This is a genomic window from Paenibacillus sp. 453mf, from assembly GCF_900116105.1.
GTDB classification, from domain to species: Bacteria; Bacillota; Bacilli; order Paenibacillales; family Paenibacillaceae; genus Paenibacillus; species Paenibacillus provencensis.
Genome location: NZ_FPAC01000001.1, coordinates 1,051,144 through 1,072,903, shown reverse-complemented (window position 1 = coordinate 1,072,903; position 21,760 = coordinate 1,051,144). Strand labels below are relative to the sequence as shown.

The window sequence follows — 21,760 nt, the reverse complement described above, 5'->3', positions numbered from 1 at the left end:
TACTAGGATGAGCCGGCTTATCGTGAAGAAATTATTGACCACTGATTTGTGCTTTATTTTCCTGCCACTTTTGCGTCTTGAAGGCCAGCAGCTTATCATAGCCAACCGCCACGGCATCTTCCTGAGCTTTATCCAGAATGCTTAACACTTCCTCATCATTCTGTGCGTACAAGGCTTTGGCTCTTGCTTCATTGAATATTTCATTTACTTGCTGCTGAATGATGCCTTCTTCAGATTCTGGAAGTGGAGCTAGATTAATAAATTCAGTTGCATTGTACTGCGTCTTCCAGGTAATCTCGGATTGATATCTAGTTTCCCAGTTTTGATCTTCTGGGGCAAGAGTTTGCTCAAACTTCATTTTAGAATTATCTACAAAGACCGTATTTCCGTTCCACTGAAGATTAACCGTAGCATCCATCATCTTTGAACGACCTTCGACATCCGTTACGAATGCATCTGTGAACAATGGAGATCCTTCCTCGTCAGTTCCATCCCAGTAGATGCCTTCTGGTCCCCACATAATGACCCGTTGGCCTTCAGGACCTGTGTACCAATCCAGGAAAGCAAAGATTTTCTCAGGATCCTCCGCGCTTTTGGTAATTACGCTAACGTTCCAGCCAAGACTGTTATACGTACCTGTCCAGATCTTGTTCTTATCAAGTCCTTCTTTGTGCACCGGCCAGATCATAAAGTAGCCATCATTCGGATCCTTCTTCTTCAGCTCTGTGTCACCTACAGAACCGTATTCGGTTGGACTTGCCCCTGCGGCAACGGCAACACGTCCTGTATATACTTTTTCCTTAACTTGATCTTTTGTTTGAGTAAGGGCATCCTGTGCCATCAGTTTCTCGCGGAATAGCTTGCTCGCATATTGAGTAGCTTCTCTGAATACAGGATCCGTGAAGATCGATGTCAATTGATCTCCATTTGGAACTGCTCTCTGGCTTACATACGCTGGTGGGTGATCCTCACCGAATGCACCGTACAAGACATCCAGACCTTGACCATCTACTGCAAGATCCGGCTCAAAAGGAATCACATTCGGATACTTTTCTTTTACTTGTGCCAGATAATTGTAGAGATCGTCTGTGGTCTCGAGCTTAGGCTCACCCAGCTCGGTGTATATTTTCTTGTTAACGATGTAACCTGCATTGCCGTTAGGCTGGGATGTATACCAGTTCGGGAATTGGTATAGCTTACCATCGCTTGAACGAAGCATATTAAGTGTTTCTTCGCCTGCCCATTCTTTCAGATTAGGGTATTTATCGAGATAGTCATCAAAAGGAACGAGTGCGCCAGCTGCCCGAAGACGTTCTACATCTGCACCACGATCTGTCCATATGACATCTGGAAGTTCAGAAGAAGCAATCATCGTGTTCAGCTTCTGAGCCGCATTTCCGCCTGAGTTGATGGCGGTGATATCCACTTGTTTGTTCTCCTTAATCCATTTGCTGGCCTCGTCACCGCCCCACTGAGGCATAGTATACCAGTCATAGTTACCGTAGAAGGAGAAGTTCAGCGGTTCTGCGCCAAGTTCAAAATTGGTTGAGGCGGTTTCCTCATTCGTCGTTTCAGGAGCCGGTTCTGCTTCCGGTGTATTCGTCGTTCCCCCGTTTCCTCCACTTGAACAGCCCGCAATCCCAATGACTGAAGCCAGAAGCAAAGTCAGTGCACTACCCATTCGATTTTTTTTGCTTTTCCACATCTTCCATAACCCTCCCTTATTTATACGGCAAATCAATCTATGGTCCAAAGTCCAGGGACTTTAAACACCTATTCTTTAAGTGAACCGACCAATACACCTTTAACAAAATACTTTTGCACAAATGGATAAACCATAATAATCGGTAGTGTGGCGACCATCATGGTAGCCATTGATAAGGATTTTGAGGTTACTTCTCTCATTTGAGACATTCTGGATTGAGCTGCCGAGTCCAGCTGTGACATCTGCTCTGTCATAATGTTCGAATTTAATATTTGCTGAAGCATAGATTGTATCGGCAACAAATTCTCATTATTGATGTAGATGCTCGGCAGGAACCATTCGTTCCAGTGTCCGATTGCTGTAAAGAGCGACAATGTCGCGATCACAGGCCCTGATAAAGGAAGGACGATCTGAAAGAACGTTCTGAACTGACCACAGCCATCAATTTGTGCGGATTCCATCAGTCCATCCGGAAGTCCTTTGAAAAAGGTTCGAAAGATAATCATATTCCACACACTAATCAATGATGGAATGATAAATACCCAGAAGTTATCCATGAGTCCAAGTGAGCGTACAACCATAAAGGTTGGAATCAGGCCGCCGCTGAAATACATCGTAACAATGAAGAATACCATATAAAATTTTCTGCCGATCAGTTCACTCTTCGACATGGCAAACGCCAGCAAGGCAGTAAGCAGTACAGACAATATTGTCCCAATCACGGTTCTCATGATCGATATGTAAAAACCATTAAGGATACGGCTGTCCTGAAATACGATGGCATAATTCTCAAGCGTCCACACCCGTGGCCAGAATGTAACACCGCCTAGAGCTGTATCCAATCCCTGATTAAAGGAAATGACAAGTGCATTCCAGAATGGATAGAAGGTTGTGAATCCCAGGAGGATAAGAAACGTGTATATAAAGAGCATCAACATTCGATCTCCAAAGCTCCTATATTTCATCTAAATACCTCCTCATTGCGGCATCTATGCGTAATCCAGTCCTATGCATGATTCCTACCATAAGCTATTCCCCGACTTTCTTGCTGCGTAATTCGCCAGTGTTAACAGCAACACGCTGACGACGGCTTTGAACAGACCGGCTGCTGTAGCGTAGGAGAACCGCTGATTCTCAATTCCTGTCCTGTATACGTAGGTATCCAGTACATCGGATACATCGCGCAATACCGGGTTACCGCCAAGCAGCAATATGTCTTCAAATCCTGCATTCAGCAGATTTCCGATCGCAAGGATAAAGAAGATGATCACAACAGGCATGATGGATGGAATCGTAATATATCGGATCTGCTTCAGTCTGCTTGCACCATCCATTTGTGCCGCCTCGTACAGGTTAGGATTAATTCCGGCAATCGCTGCCAGATATACGATCGAGTTAAACCCAATCTCCTTCCAAACATTGACACTGACGAGAATTCCCCAGAAATATTCTGCGATCCCCAAGAATCCGATCGGTTCATCAATCAAGTGCAGCTTCTCAAGCAGAATGTTCAAGCTTCCGTTATCTGTAGACAAGATGGACATCGCAAATCCAGCAACGATAACCCAGGACAAGAAATGAGGCAGGTAACTAACCGTTTGTATGACTCGTTTAAAAGCCATCTGCCGCACTTCATTGAGCATTAGGGCTAGAATAATGGGTGCTGGAAACCCGATGAACAGCTTAAGCGCACTAATAATAAGCGTGTTTCTCATGATGGTCCAGAAATCAGGCGAAGAAAAGAACATTTCAAAATGTTTGAATCCAACCCATGGACTCGCCCAGAACCCGTCAAAAATGCTATAGTCCTGAAAAGCCATCAGCACTCCGTACATCGGAATATAGCTAAATATGAATACGAGTATGAGCGCAGGGATGACCATAATCTGTAGTTCCCATTGCTTCTTCAATCGAACAGCAAGACCTCTGGATCTTTTGTGCTGCGCCAATTTTGTATTTGTAGAGATCTCCGACATTGTTCCCCCTCCTCTTGAAGTCCATTGTAAAATTTAATGGATGCAGATACTATATCTGTAATTAACGAAAATTGATAAAAATCAATGATAGTGTCAGAAATAATAACACAATTCTATCTTAAATTATTAAAAAAAGATCTATATAGCCGATATTCATCAGCAAATATAGATCTCTGCAACAATGTAAGCGTTACAACATAACATCCTTTCTTTTGACAGAAACATAAACATAACATGACAATAAAATGAGAACGTATACAATGACATGTATTGTAGAAGCTGACATGGATACAATATCATCTGGGTTTAACATAACTTTAATAAATGGGAGCGCTGGAGGCAATAAGTAGGCTAAAAAGTTTAATCCATCAGGAAGCCATCTTTCCATCTGGGTATGCATCATCCCGGCCATTAACCAAATAAACAATATAGCAAGCGCGTTACTTTGTACCTTAATCCAGCTGCGTTGAGTAAATAAGGAAATGGAGATACCCAACACACCAAGCATATAGTGACCAACTATAGCTGTGAACAGCTCTGAAGTGGTTGGCAGCCGTTCAAACATCCAAGCCGCAATGGGAAATAGTATTGAAATACAGGTCATAGCAGCAATAATTATAGAGCAGGCGATCCACATCCCTATAAAGTATATCCACTTTTTTCGGCTGTGCATTATCGTAAGCGCCCGTTGATCCGGATGCTCGGCATGATAGAAGCCTCGCCCAATCCAGGCAGAAGAAAAAAAGAGCAGTGTAGCCGTAACACTATAGCTGTCAGCGATCGGATTCGGACGGTACGAATACTGAATTGCCATTATGAAAAGATAGGTGACAATCGGTGCAAAAGAATAGGGTGAACGTATAAACGTTCTTAAAAAATAGATCAAGAGAGGTTTCAACTCAGTCCCTCCCGCTCATATTAAAATGATATTGATCATGTAAAACAGATATTATTGTGCCGCCTTGGCTTATAATGTTCAGAAGGAGCTTATCGCTAGCTTCAGCAGCAACCTTCATCAGACAATACATCTCATGTTTGTTTGTCTCCTTGCTTATTTCAATAACTCCTTCGAAAGCTGCAAGCTGGTCAATATCGTCATCCGTTAAGTTCCCCGCCTTGATTACCATAACCGCCTTAAATGCTAGCTTTTCCCGCTGAATCACTCTATTAATCCGTCCATTCTCTAATTCAACAACAGAATCGGCAATTTTATGTATGAGTATATTTTCATGACTGGCACAGATAATGGTCGTGCCTGCAGCCTTTAGATCATAGAGTATCGCTGCAAATTGAAGCTGAGATTCATAATCAAGGCCCGATAGCGGCTCGTCGAGCAGCAGCAGATCGGGTTTACCTAGGAGAGCCTGAATTAAATTCACCTTCTGCCTCATTCCTTTGGAATAAGAAGAAATATGTTGTTTCGGTTCCGGCTTAAGATGCAAAGCCTGCATTAAGGCAATGATTTGTCTCTCCCTTTCTTTTTTCTCTATCCCCTGAACACCGCCCATAGACATTAAGTACTCCTCAGCAGTAAATGGGAGGGGTGGGAGCCGGTCTATCGCATAACCCTTATGCACATCCGCGATATTTCCTGTGGTACTCCAGGCCCTAACTTCCCCGCTTGAAGGAAAAAGCAACGCTGCTAATATTCTTAGCAGCGTACTTTTGCCAGAACCGTTATGACCTGTAAGGACAACACATTCACCTTTATGAATATTTAAAGAAATATCTTTCAGTACAACTCTCTGTTTATAGGCTTTATTCACCTGATGCAGACAGATGCTTGGCATGATTCTCCTCCATTGAACAATGAATTTATTACATCCGTTCCGGTGTTTGAACCCCAAGCAGACCGAGTATTCCTTTTATTCGAGATCCAACGATCTCGGAGAGCTTCAGCTTGTAGGTCCGTTCACTCTTGCTGCTCCCCAGAATTTTTTCCTGATGATAGAACCGATTATACAACTGTGCTAAATCGATGACGTATCTTGCCAGTACTGAAGGCTCTTTCAAACGAACTCCCCGTTCAAGCTGTTCAGGGTATCGGGATAAATGCTTCATCACTGCCCAGGCAGCATCACTGATCAGTACCTGTTCCGAATGCTCGGCAGCTGCAGATTTCGAAGCTTCTTGTATTTCCTCATCCATGTTGGCCGTTGCTTTGAACAGCAGACTTTGAATTCTCGCGTAAGTGTATTGTACATAAGGTCCGGTCTCTCCTTCAAAGCTGAGTGCTTCCTCTAGTGAGAAATCCACTTCATTTAATCGGTGATTCTTCAAATCACCAAATACGATCGCCCCGAGTCCGACTTGTTCAGCTACCTCAGCTGCTTTATGGAGATTCGGATTTTTCTCGTTAATGATCTGTGCTGCCCGCTCAACAGCTTCATCAAGCACTTCTTCAAGAAATACAACCTTGCCACGTCTTGTAGACATTTTGCGCCCTTCAAACTTCATCAGACCAAAAGGAACATGGATGAAATTCTCGGACCAAATCTCTCCCATTTTGGCAAGTACGGCAAACACCTGCTGAAAATGAAGCTTCTGTTCTGCACCCACAACATAGAGCACTTCATCCGCCTTCATGACTTCATGACGATAGTAGGCGGTTGTTAGATCCCGAGTTGGATAGATGGTCGTTCCATCCTTCTTGATAATTAGACATGGCGGCATTCCCTCCTCATCCAATCTGACGACCATGGCTTCGTCACTTTCCGTCAGTAGACCGGCCTGTTTTAGCTTGGTCACTGTCTTGTCGGTTTGATCAATATAGTAACTCTCTCCAAGTATATGGTCGAATTTAACACCAAGACGGTCGTACATCCGGTTAAATTCCTGCATACTGATATCGACAAAATACTTCCACAAGGATACGGCTTCCTCATCCCCCTGCTCGAGCTTCTTAAACCATTCTCTAGCTTCCGGTCCCAAGCTTGGGTCGTTCTCTTCTTCATCGTGGAATTTCACATATAAACGCAGCGATTCCTTTATCGGCTCTTTCGCTAGTCGATCATCTTCACCCCATCTTTTGTATGCAGCGATCTGTTTGCCGAACTGAGTACCCCAGTCCCCCAAGTGATTCACACTCTCTGCAGTATAACCTGCCTCTTCGTACATTCGATACAGTGCTGCACCGATAACCGTGGAACGTAGATGACCGATACCAAAGGGCTTAGCAATATTAGGTGATGACATGTCAATCACCATTTTTTTGCCTGCACCTAACTGTAATTTTCCAAACTGCGGATCAGTCAGGCTGTTGAGCATAGCCGAAGCCATATTCGTGCGCTCAAAATAAAAATTGATATACGGACCTGAAGCCTCAGCCCGAAGCTCGGGACTTGTCATGTCGGCTGCCAGTTCAGCTGAAATAACGTCCGGAGCCTTTCTCATTCTCTTGGCAAGCGTGTAGCAAGGAAAAGCCAGATCCCCCATCACTGGACGAGGGGGTACCTCCAACATAGCTTCAACCTCCTCTCTCGACAGGTCCAACAACGGTTCTAACAAGCTAACAACCTTATCCATCAACATACGTACACACTCCTATTCCCATATATACAAAAAAGCTCTCGTCTCTGTATATTACAGAGACGAGAGCTATTGATAACATAGTCCCGCGGTACCACTCTACGTGAATCCGAAAGGCTAACTCGCATATTCTTCACGCGGCTGGCAACCTGTTCGATTCCTCTCAAAGCGGATAACGCCCGCTGAAGACGAGTACACCTACTAATATTCAATGTACCTTCTCACGGGTGCGCTTCCTGCCAGATCCTTCATACCGGCTCACACCATCCCGGCTCGCTGAAACATGAGGTGTTCTGATATTACTCTCCCGATCATTGAATTTATAATTTGTATCATTATATCTTGGTCTACCATCATTTGCAACTTCAATTCATTCGGAAATTTGTCGTTATACAGCAAGACCAGCAGGACTGCAGACTTCTGCACATTTGCGGCAGCTGTCCACACATTCTTTGCAGTGCAGATGCTCATGCTTCTCACATTCCGCTACACATGCTCTGCACGCCTTAACGACAAGGGACAGAATCTCTTCCTTGTATTCTGTACCCCGGCTGAGCGCAGAAGCCGCAAAGCTGCAAATTTCGGCAGCTTCTCTGTTCAGCCTGATACTTTCTCTTAAGATGCCAAGATCGTATTCCTTTAAACTTGAGACATAACATTTATTACATGCATTCATCGCTTCCAAACAAGCTGCAATCTGTGTCTGTGTCTCCATCTCTATGTTTGTCATAGCCATTGTTACATCCCTCCGCGTAATCTCATTTTCATTCTATTACCCGTAAGATCGGTATGATAATCAATATGCAATAACTTTCCTCTGAATTCGACTTTTTATGATTTAATCTTTGAACTTTCTTCTTCAAGCTGCTGCAGCAGCTGAATCAGCTCTGTTTTCGAAAAATGCTCACCTATAAATACACCGACATCCTTTAGCTCTTCTTCTGGACCCAGCTTGGTAAAGTCCGGTTCACGGTAAGCATACTGAAACAAGAAGCGGCTGCCTGTATCGGAAAAATGAACAATGCCCTTAGCTCTGTAGATGTCACGCGGCAGCTCCCTCAGCCATTGCTCAAACAATACGCTATTAATCTTGCAGTTAAAATAATGAGTGTAAACCATAACATGATTATGTGAGTGGTGAAGCTGATGCTCTTCCTGAGCTTGGGAGGCGGAAACTTCTCTCTCAGGATTTACCGGGCAGCTGGCGTCCTCTGCTAGAAGTACCGGATCGATATTGCAATGTTCTGTAAAATATACAGATGCATGCTCATTCCATTCCTTTACCAGGCTGAGTAATTCAGGCTGATCCTTTTCTTCAATCCGATCTATTTTGTTCAGAAGAAGGATGGAGGCAGCACGGATCTGCTCTTGCATGAGCCGGAATGTTTTGCCTTTCTGCAGGCGGTACGTTTCCAATAAATGAATACTGTCAACCACTGAGATGATGCCTTTCACATCTAGCGTCACGTAGAGGGATGTATCAGCAAGTCCGTCCAATATTTCGATAGGATTTGCGACGCCTGTCGCTTCAATGACAACGACATCAGGCGATGTATTCTGTACCAGCTGGACCAGCTCAATACCGAGATTGTCTCGGACAGAGCAGCAGATACATCCGCCGAGCAGCTCAGCCATAGGTACACGCTGATCAATTAATTTGCCGTCTAGATTAACCTCCCCCAGCTCGTTCATGACAACAGCGGTAGTGAGGTTTTGACTTTTCCAATATTCAATCAGCTTCACTAGCAGTGTTGTTTTGCCGCTTCCTAAAAATCCAGACAGAATATATACGGGGATCGGAGCTGATAGCGTCTGTTCTTGTTTCATGGTCATAATAAATCCTTTCTAGATATATGTTGATCTTGAATCTAGCGTTGCTTACTTCTCTTATATCGTCTATTGTTAGGATAGAATATACTGGAGGCCTGATCGAAATGAATTCTGTCCAAGAGCACCGCAATGAGGCACCTGAGACAGTCCAGTGCATGGTAATTACGGTATCGGATACCCGCACTAAGGATACGGATACCGGCGGACAACTCATGCAGCAGCTTCTGCGTGATGCCGGTTACACTGTCGTCGATGATATCATTATCCCTGACGATACACCCACTATACAATCCGTGATCCATCAAGCGGTTATTCGAGATGATATTGAAGCCATTCTACTGACTGGTGGCACAGGGATCTCACCTCGAGATAATACATATGAAGCTGTACATTCTTTGCTTGACAAAGAGCTTCCCGGCTTTGGAGAAATCTTCAGATACCTTAGCTTTGCAGAGGATATTGGTACTGCAGCTATATTAAGCCGTGCTGTGGCAGGTGTCATTGGCTCCAAAGCGATATTCTCTATGCCAGGTTCAACCGGAGCCGTCAAGCTCGCCATAACACGCATTATTGCACCCGAGCTTGGTCATGTCATGCGCGAAATATACAAGATCAAGTGATCTGAAAGTAATTGTAACTCTATTTAGACATAAAGAAAACAGGATGCTAATTATATGCCATGAGCGATCCTGTTTTTTATCATTCTAATCAATAATCAGCCTACTTAGGCTTCATTCAGCCTAACAACCGATCTGCCTACAGCTCTTCCTTCTAGGATCCGTGACAAAGTATGTGGCAGCTCTTCAAGGGTAATTTCGTTAACTCCTTGGGAAAGTGCGGTCTCCGGCTTCCATTCCTTCCCCAGCAGTTTCCATAGCTTCAATCTCCTATTCTGAGGACAATATACAGAATCAATCCCAACCAGCGAAACACCTCTCAAAATAAACGGAAATACCGTTGATTCAAACGTATTCCCTCCGGTCATGCCCGATAAGGCCACAGCCCCTCCATATTGAACTGAAGCAAGCACTGAATTCAGAGCAGATCCGCCAACCGGATCAATGACACCGGCAAATCGCTCAGGCGACAATGCGCCTTTATCTTTTTGATAAGCATCCTCTCGTGAAATCACTTCATTTGCTCCTAGTTGTCTGAGGAGTTGTTCTTCATTATTTTTCTTCCCTGTACTAGCGATAACATCAAATCCAAGCTGGGCCAAGATGGAGATCGCCATCGAACCTACACCACCGCTTGCACCCGCAACGAGGATCGGTCCCATTTCTGGCGTAACACCCGCTTGAAGCAGGGCCTCTACAGACATGGCCGATGTAAATCCAGCGGTTCCAATAGCCATCGCTTCCTTTGTTGTCAGCCCTTCCGGTAGTGGAACTAACCAGTCTGCCGGAAGCTTCGCATAAGGACTATATCCTCCATAATGCTGAACACCAAGCCCATAGCCTGTAGCTAGTACTTTGTCGCCTTGCTTGAAGCGATCATCAGTAGAAGAAACGACGGTGCCCGCAAGATCAATCCCTGGTATGATAGGATAAGCTCTTACCACTTTACCATTTTCTGTGCTTGCCAAACCATCCTTATAGTTCACACTGGAATACTCCACCTGTATGGTTACTGCTTCTTCCGGAAGGTCCGAAAGAGTCAGCTCCTCTATACCCGCTCTGAAGCCTTCTTCGTCTTTGCAAACGACATAAGCTTTAAACGGAGTTTTGATATCTGGGCTGTTCATTGTCATGTCCCCTTCCTAAATAGTGGTCAGAAAAAATAGATTATCCATTACCCTTTATCCGCGGAACGAATCAAAACACCTTCCCTCTACCTAATATAATTCAGTTTGGGAAGGTGTTCTATTAAAATAGTAATAGCGCCTTATGACTGTATATATTCCGCCAGCATTTTTTGTTTCAAATTCCACGCTGCAGGGCTAATATGAACCCGATAAATTTCAGGATTTAATTTTCTAAGGTATTCCGGCCAGAACATTTCCTGCTGCTCACGATGATACGCTCTAATCTGCTCCAGGGTTGGAAGCTCATATACTCTCCGCCCATTCACGAATATAGGTTCAAGCATATTAACCGCATTATACTTTTTAACTTTTTTCTTAATGTATGGGTGAACCGGATTAAACAGCTCCAGTGCTTGCTGCTCTTTGGGCTGTTCATCATTGGGATAGGAGATATAATCCGCAATCGCTTTATTCGTCTCGGGATCAATTAAACGGTATACTTCTTTTTTTCCTGGCGTCGTCACCTTTTCCGGATTGGCCGAGATTTTAATGGTTGGCTCCATCTTTCCGTTCATTTCCCGCTCCACAAGCTTGTAAACTCCACCTAGTGAAGGCTGGTCCGCAGCAGTAATTAATTGTGTTCCCACACCCCAAGTGTCAATTCTGGCACCTTGCGCTTTCAAGTTGAAGATCGTATGCTCATCCAGGTCATTGGAAGCGACGATCCTGACATAATGCAGACCTGCATCATCCAACATCTTGCGTGCTTGAATGGACAAGTACGCAAGATCCCCGCTGTCGAGTCTGATCGCATTCATTTTCTTGCCCTGGGCTTCCAGCATCTTGGCCGTAGCAATGGCATGCGGCACACCGCTTCCCAAGGTATCGAATGTATCCACCAGCAGTGTGACCTGATCGGGCATGACTTTGGCATATGCGTCAAAAGCCTCCTGCTCTGTCTCAAAGCTCTGTACCCAGGAATGTGCATGCGTGCCTGCTGTCGGAATACCGAACTGTTCCCCTGCGAGCATATTGGAAGTCGCATCAAACCCAGCAACATAGGCTGCACGTGCTCCCCATATCGCTGCATCGGCCTCCTGTGCCCGCCTAGTCCCAAATTCAAGCAGAGCATCATTACCAGATACTTGCTTAATTCTGGACGCTTTGGTTGCAATCAGGGTTTGATAATTCATAAAATTCAAGATTGCCGTCTCTACCAGCTGTGTTTCCATAATGTTTCCTTCGACGCGAATCAGCGGCTCATCCGGAAACACCATGGCTCCTTCTTTCATGGAATAGATGGTACCCTGAAAAGAAAATTGGAGCAGCTCCTCCAAAAAAGCAGGGTCATAATTCTCCTCCTGGCTGGACAAATATTTAATATCCTCCATTGTAAAGCGAAGATTGCTAATATAACGTACAATTCGCTCCAGGCCGGCAAACACTGCATACCCGTTCTTGAACGGGAGCTTGCGGAAATAGGCTTCAAATACCGCTTTGCGCTTGTGTGTTCCATTTACCCAATGAGCATACATCATATTAATTTGATATTTATCCGTATGTAAAGCCAGGCTAATCGTTTGCATCTAACTCATCCTCTCAAGGCCGTTAAAAAAAGCCAAAACAAATTCATATGGTTAGAGGTCCGTATCCTCTTTATTGTTAAACGTTAATACCTCAGCCCCGAGGCTGCTTTTAAAATGACCGAGTGCCCAAACATGCCCCGCCTCATTAAAGCTGGCTACGGCATCCTCGTACACAGTAATCGAAAAGCCTTTATTGTAGGCGTCCACAGCCGTATGAAGCACACAAATATCGGTACATACCCCAATCAAGTAAACCTCTGTAATTCCACGCTCGCGCAGCTTCAGCTCAAGATTGGTGCCCGCAAAAGAGCTGTACCTTGTCTTGTCCATCCAATAGATCGAGCTCTTGTTCGATTCATAAACGGCCGCAAGCTCTCCATAGAGCTGTCTTCCTTCCGTGTCCCGCAGGTTATGAGGAGGAAACAGCTTCGTCTCGGGATGGTAAGGATCATTCTCTTCATGCAGATCAACAGCCATTACAACCAGCTCATGATTCTCGATAAATTGCTTCGTTATTTGCACTACGGCTTGTTCAATTGCCATCCCGGGTTCTCCAACTGGAAGTTTGCCATTCACAAAATCGTTCGTATAATCAATAACAATCAGAGCTCTCATATTCTTCACTCCTTAGATATCAAGTATAAATAGATAATCTCGGCACAAGCTCTGTGAAGCGATACAGCTGTGCTGGCCGCTGAGAATATTGATTAGAACTGACTGGATTTCCTTCTTCATCCCTGACGTCTTCAATTATCCCCTGACGGCTTCGAGTTGATGTAATTTTACGAATGAAATTAGGTTCTTCAAAATCCGGCACAACACTTTGTATAACCTGATATAGCTCGCTTAAAGTGAAATGCTGAGGCAGGAACTGTCTGGCGATCGTCGTTTGCAGCATTTGCTGCTGAATTCTTTTGTAAGCATCTTCAATAATGGTTCTATGATCGAATCCGAGCTCCAATTTATTTAATGCTTCCTGAATCGTAAACAAGCCGACATCCTCTGCATCATCCGCAGCTTGTCTATGTTCCAGCATCCATTCCTCAACAAGCGCAAAAAAAGCATGGGAGATGATCCACCCACGCGGATCCCGGCCCGGCTGGCTGTAAACACCCAAATATTCGAGATGACCGCCATCGACCCCGGTTTCTTCCATCAGCTCTCGCTTTGCAGCATCATAAATAGATTCGTTCTCCTGGCAAAAACCACCCGGCAAAGCCCATTTACCTGCGAATGGCCAAGATTTACGCTTAATCAGCATCACTTTCAATTCACGGATTGGGAGTGTCTTGGTTACGGTCTTGCGTTCTCGCTTCGTGAGTGTAAACATGACAATATCTGCCGGTACACCATCCGGTGTTCGGTATTTCTTCTTCTGACCAGCGGGTACGGATCGATCTTCTTCCTGTTCTTTCAGGTATAGTTCTTCATTCATGGATTATCACCGCTATGATTTCATTTTGATATTTTCATTATGACATCATGATACTGTTTGTCAACCTTACCCAGAAGCTATCGATATCATTTAACTGCTGACCCTTCTATTTCTTAGGTATAACCAAACGGAAGGATGCAGTTGCCATACATCCAATTACCCCTTCCGCATTTCTTACTTCTGCAGTAGTGGTCAGACTCCTTCCCGCTTCGTGGATGACTTTAGCTGTTACAATTAATTCTCCTTCTCGCATCGGTGCGAGATAATGAATATTTAGATTGGTTGTGACACAGTTATCCAGCTGCTTGGCCTGAACGGCAGCCATTCCCATCGCTTGATCCATTAATGAAGACAGTACTCCGCCGTGAATGATACCCATTGAATTCGTATGCTTCTTCTGAGCCGTTATTGCTATTGTAATTCCGTCTTCTGTTGCACTGACAAGCCTGCATCCGAGTAATCCCCAGAAGCGTTCATCAGCATCCTTAATCATGTCTTCTACGATATTCATGAATGTTCCCCCTTAGATGGTAAAATTAGAATTCCCTGAATCATTATCATGATACCTTCTATATCCTATTTGATGATAAGTGTTCGGTGCAGCTTGTTGCAATACGTAAAAAGAGCGCGGGAATTTTGAAAATTCCGCACTCTTGTCTTTAGTTACAACTTGACGGAGGAGCTTCCGTACCCGTCTCGACATTTACTTTTTCCGACACGGTATCATGTATTACTGAAATGACAAGCTGCAGTAAATAATTGATATCACTCTGACTTTGCTGAAATTCCGTGACCAGCGGAATGTTGTCAATTTCATCCTGAAGCTCCTCAATCTCACGTTCAATTTTTTCAACCATTTCTTTATTTTGAAACGATTCGAACGCGACTATTTCTTTTTGCTTTTTCTTCATCTTCTGTATCAGGCCTTGAACTCGCTCATGCTCTCGTATCTTAAGCTCCGCCTGTTTAAAATGCTGCACTTCTTCACTAGTGCCGATAAGATCGGCCAGTTCTTTTGCCTTATGCATTATATCATCGCGTATAATGAGATCTCGCGTATTAAATGAAGGCATACCATATTGATTGACTTTAACTCTATCCTCTGCCATGAATGATCGCTCCATTCCTGATTTGATTTTCTCATAGTGCAATGTCAAGTTGTTATGTTAAGGGTTGGTTACTGGTTCGCTGCTTGAGACAGAGTCACAAGTTCACCTTTAATATACCATGATTTAGCGTCTGTAATTTGTACTTGTACAAAAGTCCCGATCAAATCTTTGGACCCTTCAAAGTGAACAAGCTTGTTGCCGCGTGTCCGTCCTGAGAGCACGGCTTCATTATTCTTACTTTCGCCCTCTACAAGAACCTCCACGACTTGTCCCTTCATCCGCTCATGAGCCTCATAGCTGTACTCCTGAACTGCTCTGTTCAGGCGCTGCAGCCGTTCCTTCTTAACCTCCATCGGTATGTTGTCTTCCATGACCGCCGCTGGTGTTCCCTCGCGTGGAGAATAAATGAAAGTGTAGGCAAAATCATATCCCACTTCCCGCACGAGCGACAATGTTTCTTCAAATTGCTCATCTGTCTCACCCGGAAAGCCAACAATAATATCCGTTGTGAGTACGGCATTCGGAATCGATTGTTTAATTTTGCTTGCGAGCTCCAAATAACGTTCTCGTGTATACTTGCGGCTCATTTTCTTCAGAACCGCAGTACTGCCGGATTGAACAGGCAAGTGAATATGCTCTACTAAGTTACCGCCCTTAGCAAGAACTTCAATCAGATGATCATCGAAATCACGTGGATGTGAAGTCGTGAATCTGACCCGTGGAATATCAATCTTGCGAATCTCATCCATGAGATCACCGAAGCCGTATTTAATATCCGTGAAGTCTTTTCCGTAAGCGTTCACGTTTTGCCCGAGCAATGTGATCTCTTTGAAGCCTTGGCGAGCAAGATCCCGAACTTCAGCTATAACATCCTCTGGACGGCGGCTCCGCTCCTTACCACGCGTAAATGGTACGATGCAGTATGTACAGAATTTGTCACAGCCGTACATAATGTTGACCCATGCCCGCATTCCTTGACGCTTCTTGGGCATATTCTCAATAATATCGCCTTCTTTGGACCAAACTTCAACTACCATTTCTTTACTGAAGAATGCATCATTAATGAGGTGCGGCAGTCTGTGAATATTATGAGTACCAAAGATCATATCTACAAAACCATGCTTTTGGAGAATTCGATTTACTACAGTTTCTTCCTGAGACATACAGCCGCATACGCCGAGCAGAAGATCTGGCTTCTCTGTCTTCAGATGCTTCAAATGGCCAAGCTCTCCAAACACTTTATCTTCCGCATTCTCACGAATGGCACAGGTATTGAGCAGAATAATATCCGCCTCTTTGCGATCCTCTGTAGGCTGGTAACCCATTTCCTCCAGAATACCCTTGATCGTTTCTGAGTCGTGCTCATTCATTTGACAGCCATAGGTATATACAAGATAATGCTTCCCTTTGCCGATGGTTCTCATCTCTTCGGGAACTGCGCTCTCATAAATGACCTGGATGTCTTCTTTACCCCGTTGCTTCTCACGTCTATGGTCAGGCTCCGAAATAATATTGATTTCCCGTCCCCGAATTCGTATTTTCTTACCAAATTCATCTTCTGAAATGACTTTCGCATCCGAAAAATCAAAATATTTGGAGTAATCTTTCTTCTCTTTCGCCATGGTCACACGGTCACTCCTTACGCTGAATCTATTTCACAATGATAAACATTAATGATTGACACACACGCGCCTTCACTTTCAAAAAAGGCATTACACCAAATTATAACATGCTTTAATAATCATATCCACATTCCGTCTCTCGGGGTATTAGGAATTTGATTCGCGTAAAAAGAAAATGAGGGTTGTCCCTCTGAAAAAAAATCCAGAGTGAACAACCCTCTTATCACAATCTTCTATTTACTATTAATCAATAATTTCAGCTACGTCGCCAGTTTTAGCTCCAGCGGCATTCGCTTCATCTGTATCAATGTGCATATCCAGTGCAAAGGAATCAGATACACGGGCGATCACATTTTCAAGAACCAAACCGCGCTCGCCTCCGAGACGAACCTTCAGCATATCCTTGTCCTTAATGTTCCATTTCTCAGCATCAGAAGTATGGAAATGAATGTGGCGTGCTGCAACAATTACGCCTTCTTCAAGTGTAACCTCACCCGCTGGACCTTTCAATGTGACGCCTGGTGTTCCATCAATCGAGCCGGATTCGCGAACAGGTGCTTTGATACCAATTGCAAAGGAATCTGTACGGGAAATCTCAAGCTGGCTCGCAGGACGAGCAGGTCCGAGAATACGTACTTTATCGAATTGACCTTTCGTACCGATAACAGCAACAGTCTCATTTGCTGCAAATTGTCCAGGCTGGGACAATGGTTTAAATTCAGTCAATTGGTATCCAGCGCCAAACAGCACCTCAATGTGCTCTTGGGTCAAATGGATGTGGCGTGCTGATACGCCTACAGTTACAGTTTTACTCATGTTTACAAACACTCCTTGTCTCTCTATCTATAATGCTCCATCCATTATTATACCCATATTAAGCGCAAAATGAAAAGTCATCCTGACATTTCGAATGACTTTAATCGCTACACAGTTCCTTAGAATTCAAATTTTCCTCCATAAATGACAAAATATTGTCATACATGAAACCCCGTACGACCGATTCCGGATAATGCTTTAGCAGCAAGTTTACAAGTTCCGGATATGTACCGGAATGCTCCAGGCCCTGTATCCACTCATGTATTCCATCAAAATCCGACCCGAACATCAAATGCTTCTCTCCCCCAAGCTCACAGACTCGTTCAATATGCTTCAATAGATCTGAGGCATTCACAGGCCCCTTCTCCTTGATAAACCATGGAACGAAGGTCATTCCAATTCTTCCATCCAGGGCGATGACAGCCCGAATCTGATCATTCGTCAAATTTCTAGGATGCGGGCAAATACTTCTTGCATTAGAGTGTGACGCGATAAAAGGCCGAGATGAAGCATCAGCAAGCTCCCAAAATCCCGTTTCTGACAAATGTGAAACATCCATCAGCATTCCGATTTCATTACATCTCTGAATGAGAGTCCTGCCTTTGTTCGTGAAGCCTCCATTTCTCACTTCCAGAATTCCATCTGCTGCCCAATTGGCATAGTTCCATGTGATCCCTATAAAACGCACACCAAGCCGGTAGCACAGCTCCAAATAATAGAGGTTCCCCTCCAGTCCGTCAACACCTTCGAGTGATAGAAGTCCCCATTGTCCGCCCCTCAGATTGTTGAGCTGCTTCCGAAGATAAGACACATCTTCTCTGGATTGCACTAACCTCAAACCGAGCTGATTGTAAATCTCGATTTGCTTCATAATATGTTCAAATCTTAGAATTCCTAGTTTCTCAGATAAATATATTGCAAAGGTTTGGAGAATGACATTACCTTCTTCGAGTCGCTTCTGCGTTACATCGAGGCCAGGGCCGTTTAAAAATTGAAGCTCAGAATTCATTTGGATTTTGCTGAGCACATCACAATGCATGTCAACCACAGGTATATGATTCGCCATGAGGGTCTCTCCTTGATCAGGATTAAACACTTCCTATCTATATATGCAGTGTTGAAGTGTAACCAACCTATTTATTTCTGGCTGCTGATATAAATTTGCTTATGCAAAAAAGCCTGTTTGCACAACGGCAAACAGGCTTCAAGACTAGTAAGGAATCAGCATTGCTATCTCGGCTCAACAATTAGTTTAATGGCTGTTCGATCCTCCCCGTCAATGACGATGTCCGTGAAGGCAGGAATACAGATCAGATCAACTCCGCTCGGTGCCACGAATCCCCGGGCAATGGCAACTGCTTTTATCGCTTGATTAAGAGCTCCCGCTCCAATCGCCTGCAACTCAGCATTTCCTCTTTCTCTGAGAACACCGGCTAATGCACCTGCGACTGAATTCGGATTGGACTTGGCTGAAACTTTTAATACTTCCATGATAAGTACCTCCCCTGGGAATAGGATGATGGAATGTTTTCAAATGCATGGTCCAACAAACATGTGACAAATGCAGCAACTTGAACAGCTTGATCCACGTTCCTTTTTGTTAGCACGGAAGTCCGTTTCGATACATCGGCGCGATCTTTTTTCTTGAACAGACTCTAATAAATGTTATTCGCGAGATACGAAAAAATTCCTTCTTTTTTACAGCTCATCACATGATGCACTGTATGGTGAAGACGAAGGCTCCACTTTGTTAGGAGCAGCCTTTATTCCATGCGCCACTCGTCTTCCATTAGTCTGATCTTCTCGATCTTCACTGCTCTACCGGTCGACTCCTCGATCTCAACGACCACCGCATGGAAATGCCACTTACCTTCATCCACATTGAATCGAACCGGCAGGCCCGTCAGGAATTTCTGTAGTACAGCATCCCGCTGCATGCCGAGTATGCCGTCTCTAGGCCCTACCATCCCAACGTCCGTTATGATGGCAGTTCCTTCTGGCAAGATCCGTTCATCATTGCTCTGGACATGTGTGTGCGTCCCCACAACGATTGATGCTCTTCCGTCAAGATACCAGCCCATCGCAATCTTCTCTGAAGTGGCTTCGGCATGGAAGTCGACAAGAATGCACTGGTGTTTCTTCCTGAGTTCATCCACCAGTTCATCTGCTTTGCGGAAGGGACAATCCAGTGGCGGCAAAAAGGTACGGCCTTGGAGATTAACGATCGCTAGTTCTTTGCCGTTTGCCTTAATTACCGCGTGACCGTTGCCTGGAGTCGTGTTATCCGGGAAATTAGCCGGCCGAATCAAACGTGGCTCATTCTCAATGAACTCGAAGATATCCCGATTATCCCATGTGTGATTTCCCATGGTAATGCCGTGAATTCCCCAATCGAAAAATTGTCTGGCAATCGCTTGTGTAATACCGCGGCCAGACGCTGCATTCTCACCATTGGCAATAATGATGTGAGGATTATATTTCGATTTCAAATAAGGTAAATTCTCTTTCACTGCTGTACGACCAACGCTGCCTACAATGTCACCTATGAATAAAACCTTAATGTGCGTTGCCTCCTTATTAACCCAATTAATGAATCAAGAATCATCTATGAATTAGAAAAGTGGCCGTTATCCGGCCACTTTCTTACGTTCATTCTTATTTCAGGATTATGCATATGCAAAATCCTTATTTAGCATATTCCACTGCACGCGTTTCTCTAAGTACCGTAACCTTGATGTGTCCAGGGTAATCCAGCTCATTCTCGATCATTTTGGAAATATCTCGAGCTAAGCGGAACGACTCTGCATCATCAATTTTGTCTGGTTGTACCATAACACGAATCTCGCGCCCCGCTTGAATCGCATACGATTTCTCAACACCTTCAAACGATTCCGAGATCGCTTCGAGCTTCTCCAGTCGCTTGATGTAGGTTTCGAGCGTTTCACGACGTGCACCTGGTCTTGCTGCAGATAGAGCGTCCGCTGCACCCACCAGCATCGCAATCACTGAAGTTGCTTCCGCATCTCCATGGTGAGAGGCAATACTGTTGATCACAACCGGATGTTCTTTGTATTTCTTCGCCAGCTCCACACCAATTTCCACGTGTGAGCCTTCCACCTCGTGATCCAGTGCTTTACCAATATCATGAAGGAGCCCGGCACGTTTGGCAAGCACGATGTCTTCGCCAAGCTCTCCAGCCATAAGCCCTGTTAAATATGCGACTTCCATCGAATGCTTCAGTACGTTCTGTCCATAACTTGTACGGAATTTCAAACGGCCCAAAATTTTGATCAGATCCGGATGAAGACCATGCACTCCAACTTCGAATGTAGCTTGTTCTCCATACTCACGAATACGTTCATCCACCTCTTTGCGAGACTTCTCAACCATCTCTTCAATTCGAGCTGGATGAATACGGCCATCAGCCACCAATTTCTCCAAGGCAGTGCGGGCAATCTCACGGCGAATCGGATCGAATCCGGACAGTATAACAGCTTCCGGTGTATCATCGATAATGAGGTCAATTCCAGTAAGGGTTTCAAGAGCACGGATATTACGGCCTTCACGACCAATAATACGGCCCTTCATTTCTTCGTTAGGCAGAGTTACAACAGAAACTGTTGTTTCCGCAACATGGTCCGCTGCACAACGCTGAATCGCCAAGGTAATAATTTCACGAGATTTCTTGTCAGCTTCTTCCTTCGCCTGCTGTTCAATCTCTTTAATCATCTGAGCTGTTTCCAGTCGAACCTCTTGCTCTACGTTAGACAAGATGATGCTTCTCGCATCCTCCATCGTCAGATTAGAAATTCGTTCAAGCTCAGCAACCTGACTCTTGTAGATCATTTCAATTTGTTGCTGTGTTTCATCAATACGTTTCTCTTTGTTGGCCACTTGTTCTTCTTTGCGTTCCAAGGACTCCAATTTTTTATCCAGCGACTCTTCCTTTTGCAACAATCGTCTTTCTTGTCGTTGAACTTCATTTCGACGCTCACGAATGTCTTTTTCAGCTTCGGTACGTACACGATGGACTTCGTCCTTTGCTTCAAGTACCGTTTCTTTCTTCAGCGCCTCTGCGTCCTTTCTCGCGTTCTCTACGATTTGGACAGCAGCTTCTTCAGCGCTAGAAATTTTAGCCTCAGCTAAAGATTTGCGAATAAAATATCCGGCAAGGAACCCAATAACCCCAGTAGCTAAAGCGGCAACAACGAGAATCAAGATGTCTACACCACCCATTATGTTCACCTCCTCGTTGATTCCTCCAAGGGATTTATCCTTGGGATATTTGCAATTGTTGTGTTCGAATCTTACACATTTTACAAAAAAAAATGGAAACGGTCGCAATCACCGTCTTCTTGTTGTACACACAGTGCATGTACATATTACCATCGACAAAGGATGGTCTTACA

General features: G+C 44.4%; 21 protein-coding genes and 1 other annotated feature. Of the genes, 1 reads left to right on the top strand and 20 read right to left on the bottom strand.

The features are described 5' to 3' along the window. Window positions 1-31: 31 nt before the first annotated feature. From BM415_RS05195 to BM415_RS05160, 8 genes are all read right to left on the bottom strand, one after another. Entirely contained in the window at window positions 32-1,705 is a 1,674-nt protein-coding gene (locus BM415_RS05195) for an extracellular solute-binding protein (RefSeq protein ID WP_091155322.1), read from the bottom strand. Between the two features lie 68 nt (window positions 1,706-1,773). Then, window positions 1,774-2,670 carry a carbohydrate ABC transporter permease gene (locus BM415_RS05190; RefSeq protein ID WP_047909634.1) on the bottom strand — a complete coding sequence of 299 codons (897 nt, stop codon included), beginning with the start codon at window positions 2,668-2,670 and terminating at the stop codon, window positions 1,774-1,776. Window positions 2,671-2,724: 54 nt separating this feature from the next. Further along, window positions 2,725-3,681, bottom strand: a complete 957-nt coding sequence (locus tag BM415_RS05185) for an ABC transporter permease (protein ID WP_091155321.1) — start codon at window positions 3,679-3,681, stop codon at window positions 2,725-2,727. 190 nt (window positions 3,682-3,871) lie between these two features. Next, window positions 3,872-4,579 carry a hypothetical protein gene (locus BM415_RS05180; RefSeq protein WP_091155318.1) on the bottom strand — a complete coding sequence of 236 codons (708 nt, stop codon included), beginning with the start codon at window positions 4,577-4,579 and terminating at the stop codon, window positions 3,872-3,874. A 1-nt stretch (window position 4,580) separates the two neighbouring features. After that, complete coding sequence (locus tag BM415_RS05175; RefSeq protein WP_091155315.1) at window positions 4,581-5,471, bottom strand: ATP-binding cassette domain-containing protein; 891 nt, start codon at window positions 5,469-5,471, stop codon at window positions 4,581-4,583. A 28-nt stretch (window positions 5,472-5,499) separates the two neighbouring features. Then, on the bottom strand, window positions 5,500-7,212 hold the full coding sequence (gene argS, locus BM415_RS05170) for an arginine--tRNA ligase (RefSeq protein ID WP_091155313.1): 1,713 nt from the start codon (window positions 7,210-7,212) through the stop codon (window positions 5,500-5,502). A 52-nt stretch (window positions 7,213-7,264) separates the two neighbouring features. Next, window positions 7,265-7,533: a binding site (T-box leader), on the bottom strand. A 64-nt stretch (window positions 7,534-7,597) separates the two neighbouring features. Beyond that, on the bottom strand, window positions 7,598-7,939 hold the full coding sequence (locus BM415_RS05165; RefSeq protein ID WP_091159071.1) for a four-helix bundle copper-binding protein: 342 nt from the start codon (window positions 7,937-7,939) through the stop codon (window positions 7,598-7,600). Window positions 7,940-8,040: 101 nt separating this feature from the next. Next, window positions 8,041-9,042, bottom strand: a complete 1,002-nt coding sequence (locus tag BM415_RS05160) for a CobW family GTP-binding protein (protein WP_244533151.1) — start codon at window positions 9,040-9,042, stop codon at window positions 8,041-8,043. Between the two features lie 95 nt (window positions 9,043-9,137). Between BM415_RS05160 and BM415_RS05155 the strand changes: the two genes are divergently transcribed. Further along, window positions 9,138-9,659, top strand: a complete 522-nt coding sequence (locus tag BM415_RS05155) for a MogA/MoaB family molybdenum cofactor biosynthesis protein (protein WP_091159068.1) — start codon at window positions 9,138-9,140, stop codon at window positions 9,657-9,659. Between the two features lie 104 nt (window positions 9,660-9,763). Here BM415_RS05155 and BM415_RS05150 read toward each other — a convergent pair whose 3' ends face one another. The 12 genes from BM415_RS05150 to rny all read right to left on the bottom strand — a co-directional run bounded on the left by BM415_RS05150 (window position 9,764) and on the right by rny (window position 21,587). Beyond that, window positions 9,764-10,783, bottom strand: coding sequence for an acrylyl-CoA reductase family protein (locus BM415_RS05150; RefSeq protein WP_091155310.1), 1,020 nt, complete (start codon window positions 10,781-10,783; stop codon window positions 9,764-9,766). Between the two features lie 140 nt (window positions 10,784-10,923). Further along, on the bottom strand, window positions 10,924-12,369 hold the full coding sequence (locus BM415_RS05145) for a nicotinate phosphoribosyltransferase (protein ID WP_091155306.1): 1,446 nt from the start codon (window positions 12,367-12,369) through the stop codon (window positions 10,924-10,926). 51 nt (window positions 12,370-12,420) lie between these two features. Further along, window positions 12,421-12,984 (bottom strand): cysteine hydrolase family protein, encoded by a 564-nt coding sequence (locus BM415_RS05140; protein ID WP_091155304.1) that lies wholly within the window; start codon window positions 12,982-12,984, stop codon window positions 12,421-12,423. 19 nt (window positions 12,985-13,003) lie between these two features. Then, window positions 13,004-13,804 (bottom strand): NUDIX hydrolase, encoded by an 801-nt coding sequence (locus BM415_RS05135; protein ID WP_244533150.1) that lies wholly within the window; start codon window positions 13,802-13,804, stop codon window positions 13,004-13,006. Between the two features lie 106 nt (window positions 13,805-13,910). Next, the gene (locus tag BM415_RS05130) at window positions 13,911-14,315 is read right to left on the bottom strand and encodes a PaaI family thioesterase (protein WP_091155301.1); all 405 of its coding nucleotides are present in this window, start codon (window positions 14,313-14,315) and stop codon (window positions 13,911-13,913) included. Between the two features lie 148 nt (window positions 14,316-14,463). Next, window positions 14,464-14,913 carry a YlbF/YmcA family competence regulator gene (locus tag BM415_RS05125; RefSeq protein WP_091155299.1) on the bottom strand — a complete coding sequence of 150 codons (450 nt, stop codon included), beginning with the start codon at window positions 14,911-14,913 and terminating at the stop codon, window positions 14,464-14,466. Between the two features lie 68 nt (window positions 14,914-14,981). Continuing rightward, window positions 14,982-16,535 (bottom strand): tRNA (N6-isopentenyl adenosine(37)-C2)-methylthiotransferase MiaB, encoded by a 1,554-nt coding sequence (gene miaB / locus BM415_RS05120; protein ID WP_091155297.1) that lies wholly within the window; start codon window positions 16,533-16,535, stop codon window positions 14,982-14,984. Window positions 16,536-16,778: 243 nt separating this feature from the next. Beyond that, the gene (locus BM415_RS05115; protein ID WP_091155295.1) at window positions 16,779-17,351 is read right to left on the bottom strand and encodes a phosphate propanoyltransferase; all 573 of its coding nucleotides are present in this window, start codon (window positions 17,349-17,351) and stop codon (window positions 16,779-16,781) included. Between the two features lie 100 nt (window positions 17,352-17,451). Continuing rightward, a complete protein-coding gene (locus BM415_RS05110; protein ID WP_091155293.1) occupies window positions 17,452-18,417 on the bottom strand; it encodes a dipeptidase in 966 nt (321 codons plus the stop codon). A gap of 164 nt (window positions 18,418-18,581) precedes the next feature. Next, a complete protein-coding gene (locus BM415_RS05105; RefSeq protein ID WP_019005392.1) occupies window positions 18,582-18,842 on the bottom strand; it encodes a stage V sporulation protein S in 261 nt (86 codons plus the stop codon). A 272-nt stretch (window positions 18,843-19,114) separates the two neighbouring features. Beyond that, a complete protein-coding gene (locus tag BM415_RS05100) occupies window positions 19,115-19,912 on the bottom strand; it encodes a TIGR00282 family metallophosphoesterase (RefSeq protein ID WP_091155290.1) in 798 nt (265 codons plus the stop codon). A gap of 124 nt (window positions 19,913-20,036) precedes the next feature. Next, window positions 20,037-21,587, bottom strand: a complete 1,551-nt coding sequence (rny, locus tag BM415_RS05095) for a ribonuclease Y (RefSeq protein WP_091155288.1) — start codon at window positions 21,585-21,587, stop codon at window positions 20,037-20,039. Between the last annotated feature and the right edge of the window lie 173 nt (window positions 21,588-21,760).

Excerpts from the sequence above, each read along its gene's own strand:
- BM415_RS05130 (WP_091155301.1), bottom strand. The coding sequence starts at position 14,315 with ATGAATATCGTAGAAGACATGATTAAGGATGCTGATGAACGCTTCTGG.
- BM415_RS05185 (WP_091155321.1), bottom strand. The coding sequence starts at position 3,681 with ATGTCGGAGATCTCTACAAATACAAAATTGGCGCAGCACAAAAGATCC.
- BM415_RS05195 (WP_091155322.1), bottom strand. The coding sequence starts at position 1,705 with ATGTGGAAAAGCAAAAAAAATCGAATGGGTAGTGCACTGACTTTGCTT.
- BM415_RS05115 (WP_091155295.1), bottom strand. The coding sequence starts at position 17,351 with ATGAGTAAAACTGTAACTGTAGGCGTATCAGCACGCCACATCCATTTG.
- BM415_RS05135 (WP_244533150.1), bottom strand. The coding sequence starts at position 13,804 with ATGAATGAAGAACTATACCTGAAAGAACAGGAAGAAGATCGATCCGTA.
- BM415_RS05105 (WP_019005392.1), bottom strand. The coding sequence starts at position 18,842 with ATGGAAGTATTAAAAGTTTCAGCCAAGTCCAATCCGAATTCAGTCGCA.
- argS (WP_091155313.1), bottom strand. The coding sequence starts at position 7,212 with ATGTTGATGGATAAGGTTGTTAGCTTGTTAGAACCGTTGTTGGACCTG.
- BM415_RS05150 (WP_091155310.1), bottom strand. The coding sequence starts at position 10,783 with ATGAACAGCCCAGATATCAAAACTCCGTTTAAAGCTTATGTCGTTTGC.
- BM415_RS05145 (WP_091155306.1), bottom strand. The coding sequence starts at position 12,369 with ATGCAAACGATTAGCCTGGCTTTACATACGGATAAATATCAAATTAAT.
- BM415_RS05165 (WP_091159071.1), bottom strand. The coding sequence starts at position 7,939 with ATGACAAACATAGAGATGGAGACACAGACACAGATTGCAGCTTGTTTG.
- BM415_RS05190 (WP_047909634.1), bottom strand. The coding sequence starts at position 2,670 with ATGAAATATAGGAGCTTTGGAGATCGAATGTTGATGCTCTTTATATAC.
- BM415_RS05110 (WP_091155293.1), bottom strand. The coding sequence starts at position 18,417 with ATGGCGAATCATATACCTGTGGTTGACATGCATTGTGATGTGCTCAGC.
- BM415_RS05160 (WP_244533151.1), bottom strand. The coding sequence starts at position 9,042 with ATGACCATGAAACAAGAACAGACGCTATCAGCTCCGATCCCCGTATAT.
- BM415_RS05175 (WP_091155315.1), bottom strand. The coding sequence starts at position 5,471 with ATGCCAAGCATCTGTCTGCATCAGGTGAATAAAGCCTATAAACAGAGA.
- BM415_RS05125 (WP_091155299.1), bottom strand. The coding sequence starts at position 14,913 with ATGGCAGAGGATAGAGTTAAAGTCAATCAATATGGTATGCCTTCATTT.
- BM415_RS05140 (WP_091155304.1), bottom strand. The coding sequence starts at position 12,984 with ATGAGAGCTCTGATTGTTATTGATTATACGAACGATTTTGTGAATGGC.
- rny (WP_091155288.1), bottom strand. The coding sequence starts at position 21,587 with ATGGGTGGTGTAGACATCTTGATTCTCGTTGTTGCCGCTTTAGCTACT.
- miaB (WP_091155297.1), bottom strand. The coding sequence starts at position 16,535 with ATGGCGAAAGAGAAGAAAGATTACTCCAAATATTTTGATTTTTCGGAT.